Below are 11,717 nucleotides of genomic sequence, written 5' to 3' on the forward strand. Positions count from 1 at the left end.
CGACTGGACCCAGGCGCTGGCCGAGCTGCGCGCCGCCCGCAGAATGGGCAGCAAGTCCAACCTGCTCGCCCTGATCGCGGATTGCGAACGCGGACTTGGCCGCCCGGAACGGGCCATCGAACTGGCGCGCGGCCCCGAGGCGGCCCAACTCACGGGCGACGACGCCGACGAGCTGCGTATCGTCGCCGCCGGCGCCCGCGCCGACCTCGGGCAGCTGGGGCAGGCGCTGACCGTGTTGTCGACGCCGCAATTGGACCCCAGCCGGCAGGGCTCGACGGCGGCGCGGTTGTTCTACGCCTACGCCGACACGCTGCTGGCGCTCGACCGCAAAGACGAGGCGCTGCAATGGTTTTTACGCTCGGCCGCCGCCGACGTCGAAGGCGTCACCGACGCCGAAGACCGGGTCAGCGAGCTGGGCTGAGATGGCAAGCGTTGCGCGCCAATATGATTGCCTTCTGGTTGACCTGGACGGAACGCTGTTCCGCGGCCGCCGGCCCACCGAGGGTGCCGTGGAGGCGCTCGCCGGGGTCCGAAGCCGCGCGTTCTTCGTCACCAACAACGCCTCGCGCAGCGCCGCCGAGGTGGCGGCGCACCTGACCGAGCTCGGCTTCACCGCCACGGCCGACGACGTCGCCACCAGCGCCCAGACCGCGGCCCGGCTGCTGGCCGGCCGGTTGCCGCCGGACTCACCGGTGCTGATCGTGGGCACCGACGCGCTCGCCGACGAAGTCGCGGCGGTCGGCCTGCGCCCGGTGCGGCGGTACGACGACGGCCCGGTCGCCGTCGTACAGGGCCTGTCCATGACCATCGGCTGGCCGGACCTCGCGGAGGCCGCCCTGGCAATCCGATCCGGCGCGCTGTGGGTGGCGGCCAACGTCGATGCGACCCTGCCCACCGAGCGCGGCCTGTTGCCCGGGAACGGCTCCTTCGTCGCCGCCCTGCGCACGGCCACCGGCGCCGAGCCCCAGGTCGCGGGCAAACCGGCGCCCGGACTGCTGACCGACGCGGCCGCCCGCGGCGATTTCCGCGCGCCCCTGGTGGTCGGCGACCGGCTGGACACCGACATCGAGGGCGCCAACGCGGCCGAGCTGCCCAGCCTGATGGTGCTCACCGGGGTCAGCTCCGCGCGGGACGCGGTGTACGCCGAACCGGCGCGCCGGCCCACCTACATCGGCCACGACCTGCGCGCACTGCACTGCGACGGCGAGCAGCTCGCCGTCGGCCCGCAGCGGCAGTGGCGCGTCGACGTCGACGAGGAGGCGGTGACCGTCAGCGGCGCGGGGCCCGACGACGGTGACGGGCTCTCGATCGTGCGGGCGGTCGCCAGCGCGGTATGGGCTGCGCCGTCGGATGGACGCCCGGTGGACGTCCGGGCCGCCGACGACAACGCCCGCGCGGCGTTGCAGCGCTGGTCGTTGGTGCGCGGCGACTGACGGGTGACTAGCGTAAGAGCGCAATGACTATCGATCCTGAAGAAATTCGTGCCGAAATCGACGCCCTGCTCGCCCGGCTGCCGGAGCCCGGGGCGCCGGAAAGCCCCGACAACGAGCCGTCGCTGACGGAACTCGAGGACATTGCGCGCCGCCTGTCCGAGGCGCACGACGTGCTGCTGGCCGCGCTGGAGTCGGCGGAGAAGGGCTGAGTGCGCGCATGTCTCGCCGCGCCCGCGTCGACGCCGAGCTGGTTCGGCGCGGCCTCGCGCGATCGCGGCAGCAGGCCGCGGAGTTGATCGGCGCCGGCCGGGTCAGCATCGACGGGCTGCCGGCACGCAAGCCGGGCACCGCTGTCGCCGTGACCGCCGCCCTGACCGTCACCGACGACGGGGGACGGGGCTGGGTGTCCCGCGGCGCGCACAAGCTGATCGGCGCCCTGGACGCCTTCGACATACCGGTGGCGGGCCGCCGCTGCCTGGACGCCGGGGCGTCGACGGGCGGGTTCACCGAAGTCCTGCTGGACCGCGGGGCCGCGGAGGTGGTCGCCGTCGACGTCGGCTACGGCCAGCTGGCATGGTCGCTGCGCTGCGACCCGCGGGTCGTCGTCGTCGAGCGGACCAACGCCCGCGACCTGTCGCCCGAGGCGATCGGGGGCGCCGTCGACCTGATCGTGGCCGACCTGTCGTTCATTTCGCTCGCCACCGTGTTGCCCGCGCTGGCTGGATGTGCTTCGCCCACTGCGGATATCGTTCCCATGGTGAAGCCGCAGTTTGAGGTGGGCCGGACCCAGGTCGGCGCCGGCGGCGTGGTGCACGACCCCGGCCTGCGCGCCGACGCCGTGCTGGCCGTGGCGCGCCGCGCCGGCGAGCTGGGCTGGCACACCGCCGGCGTCACCGCCAGCCCGCTGCCCGGCCCGTCGGGCAATGTCGAATACTTCTTGTGGCTTCGCGGCCAGACGGGAATGGCGGATGACGAGTTGGTGGCGGCGGTGCACCGCGCGGTGAAAGACGGCCCGCAGTGACGTCGGGGACCGAACATCGCACCGTGCTGATGGTAGTGCACACCGGCCGCGAGGAAGCCACCGAGACGGCGGCCCGCGTGCAAAAGGTGTTGGGCGCCAACGACATCGCGTTGCGCGTGCTGTCCGCGGAGGCCGTCGATCGCGGCTCGCTGCACGTGGCACCCGACGACATCCGGGCGATGGGCGTCGAGATCCAGGTGGTCGACGCGGACCCGCAGGCCGCCGAGGGCTGCGAACTGGTGCTGGTGCTCGGTGGGGACGGCACGTTCCTGCGCGCGGCCGAACTGGCGCGCAACGCCGGGATCCCGGTCCTGGGCGTCAACCTGGGCCGCATCGGCTTCCTGGCCGAGGCCGAGGCGGAAGCCATCGACCGGGTTTTGGACCACGTTGTCGCCAAGGACTACCGGGTCGAGGACCGCCTGACGCTGGACGTGCTCGTGCGCGCGGGCGGCTGCGAAATCGCGCACGGCTGGGCGCTCAACGAGGTCAGCCTGGAAAAGGGCCCGCGGCTGGGCGTGCTCGGCGTGGTCGTCGAGATCGAGGGGCGGCCGGTGTCGGCGTTCGGCTGCGACGGGGTGCTGGTGTCGACGCCCACCGGCTCCACCGCCTACGCGTTCTCCGCGGGCGGCCCGGTGTTGTGGCCGGACCTCGAGGCAATCCTGGTGGTGCCCAACAACGCTCACGCGCTGTTCGGCCGGCCGATGGTCACCAGCCCGGACGCCACCATCGCCATCGAGATCGAGGCGGAGGGTCACGACGCCCTGGTGTTCTGCGACGGCCGCCGCGAAATCCTGATCCCGGCCGGCAGCCGGATCGAGGTAAGACGTTGCGATACACCGGTGAAATGGGCGCGGCTGGACAGCGCGCCGTTCACCGACCGGTTGGTGCGCAAATTCCGATTGCCGGTCACGGGGTGGCGTGGGAAGTAGATGCTGACCGAAATCCGCATCGAGTCGCTGGGTGCCATCAGCGCGGCGGTCGGTGAGTTCGACCGCGGCCTGACCGTGCTGACCGGGGAGACCGGCGCCGGCAAGACCATGGTCGTGACCGGGCTGCACCTGTTGGGCGGGGCCCGCGCCGACGCCACCCGGGTGCGGTCCGGCGCCGACCGCGCGGTCGTCGAGGGCCGTTTCACCACAACGGATCTCGAGGATGCCGCGGTCGCGCTGCTGGACGAGATGCTGGACGCGTCGGGCGCCGAACGCGACGAGGACGGCAGCGTGATCGCGCTGCGCTCGGTCAGCCGCGACGGGCCGTCGCGGGCGTATCTCGGCGGTCGCAGCGTGCCCGCCAAGTCGTTGGGCGATTTCACGGCGGAGCTGCTCACGCTGCATGGGCAGAACGACCAGTTGCGGCTGATGCGGCCCGAGGAGCAACGCGGCGCGCTGGACCGCTTCGCCAAGGCGGCACCCGCGCTCGAGCGCTACCGCAAACTGCGCGACGCCTGGCTCACCGCGCGTCACGACCTCATCGACCGCCGCAACCGGATGCGCGAGCTCGCGCTGGAGTCCGACCGGCTGACGTTCGCGCTCAACGAGATTGACACCGTCGACCCGCAACCGGGCGAGGACGACGCCCTGGTCGCCGACATCGTGCGGCTCTCCGAGCTGGACACCCTGCGCGAGGCCGCGGTCACCGCGCACGCCGCGCTCACCGGCGCCCCCGACGACACCGACGCCTCCGGGCACAGCGCCGCCGACTGCCTGGGCCGCGCCCGCGCCGCGCTCGATTCGACCGACGATGCGAAGCTGCGGTCGCTGGCCGGGCAGGTCGGTGAGGCGCTCACCGTCGTCGCCGACGCGGCCGGTGAACTGAGCGCCTATCTGGACGAGCTGCCGGTCGACGCCAGCGCGCTGGAAGCCAAGCTGGCCCGGCAAGCCGAGCTGCGCACGCTGACCCGCAAGTACGCCGCGGACGTCGACGGGGTGCTGCAGTGGGCCAGGGAGTCGCGACAGCGCCTGGCCCAGCTCGACGTCTCCGAGGAGGGCCTGCAGGCGCTGGCGGCCCGGGCCGACGAGCTGGCACGCGAATTGGCTGATGCCGCAATCGATCTCAGCGGCATTCGGCGTAAGGCCGCCAAGCGGCTCGCCAAGGAGGTCACCGCGGAGCTGTCCGGCCTGGCGATGGCCGACGCCCAGTTCAGCATCGACGTCAGCAACGACGTCGCCGCCGACAAGGACGACCCCGCCGCGCTGGTGCTGCCGTCGGGCGAGCTGGCCCGCGCCGGCGCCGACGGCGTCGATCAGGTCGAGTTCGGTTTCGCGGCGCACCGCGGCATGGACCAGCTTCCGCTGGCCAAGAGCACCTCCGGTGGCGAGCTGTCCCGGGTGATGCTGGCGCTGGAGGTGGTGCTGGCCGCCTCGGCCGCGGGCACCACGATGGTGTTCGACGAGGTCGACGCCGGTGTCGGCGGGCGGGCCGCGGTGCAGATCGGGCGGCGGCTGGCGCGGCTGGCCCGCACCCATCAGGTCATCGTGGTCACCCACCTGCCGCAGGTCGCGGCGTATGCCGACGTGCACCTGGTGGTGCACAGCGCCGGGCCCAAGGGGACCAGCGTGGTGCGGCGGGTCAGCGGCGACGAGCGGGTCGCCGAACTGGCGCGGATGCTGGCCGGGCTCGGCGAGTCCGACAGCGGCCGCGCGCACGCCCGCGAACTGCTCGACGCGGCCCAGAAGGACGAAATCTGACGTCGGACCCCCGTGAGGCCCGGGGGCGCTGGCGGGGCCGCCCACTTGCGAGCGTGCGTGTCTGAACAGGGACACGCCGCGGAAGCCGTACTTCTGCGCACCCTCGCGAGACCGTTCCGACATCGGCTTGTGACTAATGGGGCTCTAGTCAACTTCTGAGGCTGATGTTACGGCGCGCCTCCACGCCTGGCCCGCGCATCACCGACAGAATCGCCCCCATGAAGATGTCAGGCCTGCTTACCCGTAACACCGCCCGACCCGGCCTCGTCGGCACCGCCCGGGTGGACCGAAACATCGACCGACTGCTGCGCAGGGTGTGCCCCGGCGACATCGTGGTGCTCGACGTCCTGGACCTGGACCGCATCACGGCCGACGCCTTGGTGGAGGCCGACATCGCCGCGGTCGTCAACGCCTCGCCCTCGGTGTCGGGCCGCTATCCGAACATGGGGCCCGAGGTGCTGGTCAACAACGGGGTCACGCTGATCGACGAGACCGGGCCCGACATCTTCAAGAAGGTCAAGGACGGCGCCAAGATCCGCCTGCACGAGGGCGGCGTGTATTCGGGCGACCGGCGGCTGGTCCGCGGCACCGAGCGCACCGACCACGACATCGCCGACCTGATGCGCGAGGCCAAGAGCGGCCTGTCCGCGCACCTGGAGGCGTTCGCCGGCAACACGATCGAGTTCATCAAGAGCGAAAGCCCGCTGTTGATCGACGGCATCGGGATCCCCGACATCGACGTCGACCTGCGCCGCCGGCACGTGGTGATCGTCGGCGACGAGCCCAGCGCCGAGGATGACCTGAAGTCCCTCAAGCCGTTCATCAAGGAGTACCAGCCGGTGCTCTTCGGCGTGGGCAGCGGCGCGGACGTGTTGCGCAAGGCGGGTTATCGCCCCCAGGTGATCGTCGGCGACCCCGACCAGATCAGCACCGACGCCCTCAAGTGCGGCGCGCAGGTCGTCTTGCCCGCCGACGCCGACGGCCACGCGCCCGGCCTGGAGCGCATCCAGGATCTCGGCGTCGGGGCGATGACGTTCCCGGCGGCGGGTTCGGCGATCGACCTGGCCCTGCTGCTGGCCGACCATCACGGCGCCGCGCTGCTGGTCACCGCCGGCCACACCGCCAACATCGAGACGTTCTTCGATCGCACGCGCGCGCACAGCAACCCCTCCACCTTCCTGACCCGGCTTCGGGTGGGGGAGAAGGTGGTGGACGCCAAGGCCGTGGCCACCCTGTACCGCAACCACATCTCGGCGGGCGCCATCGCGCTGCTGGCGCTGACGATGCTGATCGCCGTCATCGTCGCCCTGTGGGTATCGCGCACCGACGGCGTGGTGCTGCACTGGGTGACCGACTACTGGAACCACTTCTCCCTGTGGGTTGCCCACCTGGTGAGCTAGGCCGCCGCCATGATCTCGCTCCGCCAACACGCGTTATCGCTGGCCGCCGTCTTCCTGGCGTTGGCCGTGGGAGTCGTGCTCGGTTCCGGCTTCCTGTCCGACACCCTGCTGTCCAGCCTGCGTGACGAGAAGCGGGATCTGCACACCCAGATCGACGGGCTCAACGACCAGAAGAACGTGCTGAACGAAAAGCTCAGCGCGGCAAACAACTTCGACATCCAGCTGGGCGGCCGGATGGTGCACGACGCGCTCGCCGGCAAGTCGGTGGTGGTGTTCCGCACCCCGGACGCCAAGGACGACGACGTCGCCTCGGTGTCGAAGATCGTCGGGCAGGCCGGCGGCGCCGTGACCGGAACCGTGTCGCTGACCCAGGAATTCGTCGAGGCCAATTCCGCGGAGAAATTGCAGACGGTGGTGAACTCGTCGATCCTGCCGGCCGGTCAGCAGCTCAGCACCAAACTCGTCGACCAGGGCTCGCAGGCCGGCGACCTGATGGGCATCGCGCTGCTGATCAATTCCAACCCGGCGGTCCCACCGGTCGACGAGCCCCAGCGCGACACCGTGCTGGCGGCGCTGCGCGAGACGGGTTTCATCACCTATCAGCCCACCGACCACCTGGGCGCGGCGAATGCCGCGCTGATCGTCACCGGCGGCTCGCTGCCCCAGGACGCCGGCAACCAGGGTGTCAGCGTCGCCCGGTTCGCCGCCGCGATGGCGCCGCACGGCTCGGGAATCCTGCTCGCCGGGCGGGACGGTTCGGCGACCGGGGGTGCCGCCGTCGCCGTGACGCGCGCCGACGCCGCGATGAACTCGGCGGTCAGCACCGTCGACGACGTCGACACCGCGCCCGGACGGATCACCGCCGTGCTGGGCCTGCACGACCTGATCAACGGCGGTCATCCGGGCCAGTACGGCACCGGCCACGGCGCGACGTCGATCACGGTGCCCCAGTAGCGGGCGTGTTCGCCGCGACACGTCGGTCGCGGATGTTAGGGTGGGTTTCCGTGGGTCGGCAGGCCCAACTAGTTATTCGCTAGCAAAATTCGACGCCCTGCCCGTCTTCACGGAGGTCGCCTGTGCGAAAGCACCCGCAATCCGCAACCAAGCACCTCTTCGTCAGCGGGGGCGTGGCTTCCTCGTTGGGCAAGGGTCTCACCGCCAGCAGCCTCGGTCAGTTACTGACGGCCCGCGGGTTGCATGTGACGATGCAAAAGCTCGACCCGTACCTCAACGTGGACCCCGGCACGATGAACCCGTTCCAGCACGGCGAGGTGTTCGTCACCGAGGACGGTGCCGAGACCGATCTCGACGTCGGCCACTACGAGCGGTTCCTGGATCGCGACCTGTCCGGCTCGGCGAATGTCACTACGGGGCAAGTGTATTCGACCGTCATCGCCAAGGAACGGCGTGGCGAGTACCTCGGCGACACCGTCCAGGTGATCCCGCACATCACCGACGAGATCAAGGGCCGCATCCTGGCGATGGCCCAGCCGGACGCCGAGGGCAACCGCCCGGACGTCGTCATCACCGAAATCGGCGGCACCGTCGGCGATATCGAGTCGCAGCCGTTCCTGGAGGCGGCGCGCCAGGTCCGTCACGACCTGGGCCGGGAGAACGTGTTCTTCCTGCACGTGTCGCTGGTGCCCTATCTGGCGCCATCGGGCGAACTCAAGACCAAGCCCACCCAGCACTCGGTGGCGGCGCTGCGCAGCATCGGTATCACTCCCGACGCGCTGATCCTGCGCTGCGACCGCGACGTCCCCGAAGCGCTGAAGAACAAGATCGCGCTGATGTGTGACGTCGACATCGACGGCGTCATCTCCACGCCCGACGCGCCGTCGATCTACGACATCCCGAAGCGGCTGCACCGCGAGGAACTCGACGCGTACGTGGTGCGCCGGCTCAACCTGCCGTTCCGCGACGTGGACTGGACCGAGTGGGACGACCTGCTGCGCCGGGTGCACGAGCCGCACGAGACCGTGCGAATCGCGTTGGTGGGCAAGTACGTTGAGCTCTCCGACGCCTACCTGTCGGTCACCGAGGCGCTGCGCGCCGGGGGCTTCAAGCACCACGCCAAGGTGGAGATGCAATGGGTGGCCTCCGACGGGTGCGAGACGGCGGCGGGCGCCGCCGCGGCGCTGGGTGATGTGCACGGCATCCTGATCCCGGGTGGCTTCGGCATCCGCGGTATCGAGGGCAAGATCGGCGCCATCCGGTACGCCCGGTCACGCGGGCTGCCGGTGCTGGGCCTGTGCCTCGGGCTGCAGTGCATCGTGATCGAGGCCGCGCGCTCGGCGGGCCTGGCCGGGGCCAACTCGGCCGAATTCGATCCCGACACACCGGATCCCGTCATCTCCACAATGGCCGACCAGGTCGACGCCGTGGCCGGTCAGGCCGATCTGGGTGGCACGATGCGGCTGGGCGCGTATCCCGCTGTGCTGCAACCGGATTCGATCGTGGCCCAGGCCTACGGCGCGACGCAGGTGTCGGAGCGGCACCGGCACCGCTACGAGGTCAACAACGCCTACCGCGACAAGATCGCCGAGAGCGGCCTCCGGTTCTCCGGGACCTCGCCCGACGGGCACCTGGTGGAGTTCGTCGAATACCCGCCCGAGGTGCACCCGTTCATCGTCGGTACCCAGGCGCACCCGGAACTCAAGAGCCGGCCCACCCGGCCGCACCCGTTGTTCGTCGCGTTCGTCGGGGCGGCGCTGGACTACCAGTCGGGCGAGCTGCTGCCGGTAGAGATCCCCGAGCACGCCTCCAACGGCAACCAGCAGCGGGACGGCGTCAGCCAGTCGCTAGCTGAACCCGCCACCCGTGGCTGAGCACAATTTCGAGACGGCGTCATCCGAAACGCTGTACACGGGCAAGATTTTCGCGCTGCGTCGTGACCAGGTCCGGATGCCGGGTGACAAGGTTGTCACCCGCGAGGTCGTCGAGCACTTCGGCGCGGTGGCCGTGGTTGCCATGGACGACGACGGCAACATCCCGATGGTCTATCAGTACCGGCACCCGTTCGGGCGCCGGCTGTGGGAATTGCCCGCCGGGCTGCTCGACGTCGGCGGCGAGCCGCCGCACCTGACCGCGGCCCGGGAGCTGCACGAAGAAGCGGGGTTGAAGGCTGACACCTGGAGGGTGCTCGTCGACCTCAATTCCACTCCCGGCTTCAGCGACGAATCCGTGCGCGTCTATCTGGCGACCGGGCTCACGGAGTTAGACCGGCCCGAGGCGCACGACGAAGAAGCCGACATGACGCTGCAGTGGTTTCCGCTGGAAGATGCCGTCGACAAGGTGTTCAGGGGCGAGATCGTGAATGCCATTGCGGTGGCCGGGATTTTGGCCGCGCACGTCGCCACCACCGAGTTCATGATGACGCGTCCGGTCTCCAGCCCGTGGCCCGATAAGCCGACGGCGTTCGCCGCGCGAAAGGCCGCGCGATGACGACGGCGGCCCTGGACACCCAACTGCAGGGCTACCTCGATCACCTCACGATCGAGCGGGGCGTGGCGGCGAACACCCTCAGTTCCTATCGCCGCGACCTGCGCCGCTACACAAAGCACTTGTCGGACCGCGGGATTCACGACCTGGCCAAGGTCGGCGAGGACGACGTCAGCGAGTTCCTGGTGGCGCTGCGCCGCGGCGACCCCGACTCGGGAGCCGCGGCGCTGTCCGCGGTGTCGGCGGCGCGGGCCCTGATCGCGGTGCGCGGCCTGCACCGGTTCGCCGCCGCCGAGGGGCTCGCCGAGCTGGACGTGGCCCGCGCGGTCCGCCCGCCGACCCCGGGCCGTCGGCTGCCCAAGAGCCTGACCATCGACCAGGTGCTGGCGCTGCTGGAGGGCGCCGGCGGCGACAGCTCGTCCGACGGCCCGCTCACGCTGCGCAATCGGGCGCTGCTGGAACTCCTGTACTCCACCGGGGCGCGGATCTCCGAGGCCGTCGGCCTCGACGTCGACGACATCGACACCCGGGCCCGGTCCGTGCTGCTGCGCGGCAAGGGCGGCAAGCAGCGGCTGGTGCCGATAGGGCGGCCCGCCGTGCAGGCCCTGGACGCGTATCTGGTGCGCGGCCGCCCCGACCTGGCCCGGCGCGGCCGCGGGACGCCGGCCATCTTCCTCAACGCCCGCGGCGGGCGGCTGTCGCGGCAAAGCGCGTGGCAGGTGCTGCAGGACGCCGCCGAGCGCGCCGGCATCACGTCGGGCGTCTCGCCGCACATGCTGCGCCATTCGTTCGCGACCCACCTGCTCGAGGGCGGCGCCGACGTCCGGGTGGTGCAGGAATTGCTGGGGCACGCGTCGGTGACGACCACGCAGATCTACACGATGGTCACGGTGCACGCGCTGCGCGAGGTGTGGGCCGGTGCGCATCCGCGCGCGCAGTGATCCGCGCCAATCTCAGCCCAAAAACTCGGATTCCAGGACGAGGTCTGACACCAGCGACTGGTATTCCAGGTGCGCCTTGTGCTCGACGGTGTTCCACTGCTTGCCCTGCTGGTGGCGCATGTACTCGCGGTACTTCGGTGCGCCCGGCACCCGGACGTTGTCGGCGACCACGATCGCGCCCGGGCGCAGCCAACCCCGCGTGATGATGCTGTGCAGGTCGTCGAGGTAGGCGTCCTTGTCGTGGTCGAGGAACGCGAAGTCCAGGCCGCCGGGGGCGAAGCCGTGCTGGTTGGCCAGCGTGTCCAGGGTGCGGCCGCCGTCGCCGATGGTGCCGACGACACAGGTCACCCGGTCGGCGACGCCGGCGTGCGCCCAGATGCGCCGGGCGTTGGCGGCGTTGGCCTCGGCGAGCTCGGCGGAGTAGACGCGCGCGTTCGGGGCGGCCCTCGCGATGCGCAACGCGCCGTACCCGACGTAGGTGCCCAACTCCAGCGCCACCGCCGGGTCGGCGCGGCGGACGGCCGCGTCGAGGAGCTGCCCCTTCTCGTCGCCGACGTTGATCAGCATCGACTTCTCGTAGGCGAACTTGTCGATGGTGGCCAGCACGTCGTCGATGTCGCCGGCCTTGGCGTTCCGCAGGACGTAGTCCACCGCGGCGGCCTCGCGGCCGTCGCCGATCTGACCCGTCGTGGTGATGTTGCGTGCCCCGGTCGCCATCCGCCAGACCGACCATCGCAGCAGGGGAATCCGTCGTTTGAGGTCCATGACGCCACAGTAGTGCGGACGGCCGCGGG

11 protein-coding genes and 1 pseudogene are annotated in these 11,717 nt (G+C 70.8%); 11 read left to right on the forward strand and 1 reads right to left on the reverse strand.

Annotated elements, in window-relative coordinates; genetic code table 11:
- The 11 genes and pseudogenes from BRW65_RS24435 to xerD form a co-directional block, all read left to right on the forward strand.
- Positions 1-421, forward strand: a pseudogene (locus tag BRW65_RS24435) (tetratricopeptide repeat protein); the annotation flags it as partial.
- A gap of 1 nt (position 422) precedes the next feature.
- Positions 423-1,433, forward strand: a complete 1,011-nt coding sequence (locus tag BRW65_RS24440) for an HAD-IIA family hydrolase (protein ID WP_073879012.1) — start codon at positions 423-425, stop codon at positions 1,431-1,433.
- Positions 1,434-1,456: 23 nt separating this feature from the next.
- The gene (locus tag BRW65_RS24445; RefSeq protein WP_073879014.1) at positions 1,457-1,642 is read left to right on the forward strand and encodes a hypothetical protein; all 186 of its coding nucleotides are present in this window, start codon (positions 1,457-1,459) and stop codon (positions 1,640-1,642) included.
- A gap of 8 nt (positions 1,643-1,650) precedes the next feature.
- On the forward strand, positions 1,651-2,454 hold the full coding sequence (locus BRW65_RS24450) for a TlyA family RNA methyltransferase (RefSeq protein ID WP_073879016.1): 804 nt from the start codon (positions 1,651-1,653) through the stop codon (positions 2,452-2,454).
- Complete coding sequence (locus BRW65_RS24455; protein WP_073879018.1) at positions 2,451-3,383, forward strand: NAD kinase; 933 nt, start codon at positions 2,451-2,453, stop codon at positions 3,381-3,383. Before BRW65_RS24450 ends, BRW65_RS24455 begins: the two co-directional genes overlap by 4 nt.
- The gene (recN, locus tag BRW65_RS24460) at positions 3,384-5,141 is read left to right on the forward strand and encodes a DNA repair protein RecN (protein WP_073879020.1); all 1,758 of its coding nucleotides are present in this window, start codon (positions 3,384-3,386) and stop codon (positions 5,139-5,141) included. It abuts the gene before it with no gap.
- 218 nt (positions 5,142-5,359) lie between these two features.
- Positions 5,360-6,541, forward strand: a complete 1,182-nt coding sequence (gene steA, locus BRW65_RS24465) for a putative cytokinetic ring protein SteA (protein ID WP_073879022.1) — start codon at positions 5,360-5,362, stop codon at positions 6,539-6,541.
- Positions 6,542-6,550: 9 nt separating this feature from the next.
- The gene (locus BRW65_RS24470) at positions 6,551-7,495 is read left to right on the forward strand and encodes a copper transporter (RefSeq protein ID WP_073879024.1); all 945 of its coding nucleotides are present in this window, start codon (positions 6,551-6,553) and stop codon (positions 7,493-7,495) included.
- A gap of 122 nt (positions 7,496-7,617) precedes the next feature.
- Positions 7,618-9,369 (forward strand): CTP synthase, encoded by a 1,752-nt coding sequence (locus BRW65_RS24475; RefSeq protein WP_073879026.1) that lies wholly within the window; start codon positions 7,618-7,620, stop codon positions 9,367-9,369.
- Positions 9,362-9,985: an NUDIX domain-containing protein gene (locus BRW65_RS24480; protein WP_073879028.1), complete on the forward strand. Its 624-nt coding sequence runs from the start codon at positions 9,362-9,364 to the stop codon at positions 9,983-9,985. The genes BRW65_RS24475 and BRW65_RS24480 overlap by 8 nt, the downstream gene beginning before the upstream one ends.
- Positions 9,982-10,923, forward strand: coding sequence for a site-specific tyrosine recombinase XerD (xerD, locus tag BRW65_RS24485; protein ID WP_073879030.1), 942 nt, complete (start codon positions 9,982-9,984; stop codon positions 10,921-10,923). The genes BRW65_RS24480 and xerD overlap by 4 nt, the downstream gene beginning before the upstream one ends.
- A gap of 12 nt (positions 10,924-10,935) precedes the next feature.
- Here xerD and BRW65_RS24490 read toward each other — a convergent pair whose 3' ends face one another.
- On the reverse strand, positions 10,936-11,688 hold the full coding sequence (locus BRW65_RS24490; RefSeq protein WP_073879032.1) for an O-methyltransferase: 753 nt from the start codon (positions 11,686-11,688) through the stop codon (positions 10,936-10,938).
- Between the last annotated feature and the right edge of the window lie 29 nt (positions 11,689-11,717).

The sequence above is a fragment of the Mycobacterium paraffinicum genome, from assembly GCF_001907675.1.
GTDB classification, from domain to species: Bacteria; Actinomycetota; Actinomycetes; order Mycobacteriales; family Mycobacteriaceae; genus Mycobacterium; species Mycobacterium paraffinicum_A.

What these genes read in the sequence shown, in the direction of transcription:
- BRW65_RS24445 (WP_073879014.1), top strand. Translation starts at nt 1,457, where the DNA reads ATGACTATCGATCCTGAAGAAATTCGTGCCGAAATCGACGCCCTGCTC.
- xerD (WP_073879030.1), top strand. Translation starts at nt 9,982, where the DNA reads ATGACGACGGCGGCCCTGGACACCCAACTGCAGGGCTACCTCGATCAC.
- BRW65_RS24440 (WP_073879012.1), top strand. Translation starts at nt 423, where the DNA reads ATGGCAAGCGTTGCGCGCCAATATGATTGCCTTCTGGTTGACCTGGAC.
- BRW65_RS24450 (WP_073879016.1), top strand. Translation starts at nt 1,651, where the DNA reads ATGTCTCGCCGCGCCCGCGTCGACGCCGAGCTGGTTCGGCGCGGCCTC.
- steA (WP_073879022.1), top strand. Translation starts at nt 5,360, where the DNA reads ATGAAGATGTCAGGCCTGCTTACCCGTAACACCGCCCGACCCGGCCTC.
- recN (WP_073879020.1), top strand. Translation starts at nt 3,384, where the DNA reads ATGCTGACCGAAATCCGCATCGAGTCGCTGGGTGCCATCAGCGCGGCG.
- BRW65_RS24490 (WP_073879032.1), bottom strand. Translation starts at nt 11,688, where the DNA reads ATGGACCTCAAACGACGGATTCCCCTGCTGCGATGGTCGGTCTGGCGG.
- BRW65_RS24470 (WP_073879024.1), top strand. Translation starts at nt 6,551, where the DNA reads ATGATCTCGCTCCGCCAACACGCGTTATCGCTGGCCGCCGTCTTCCTG.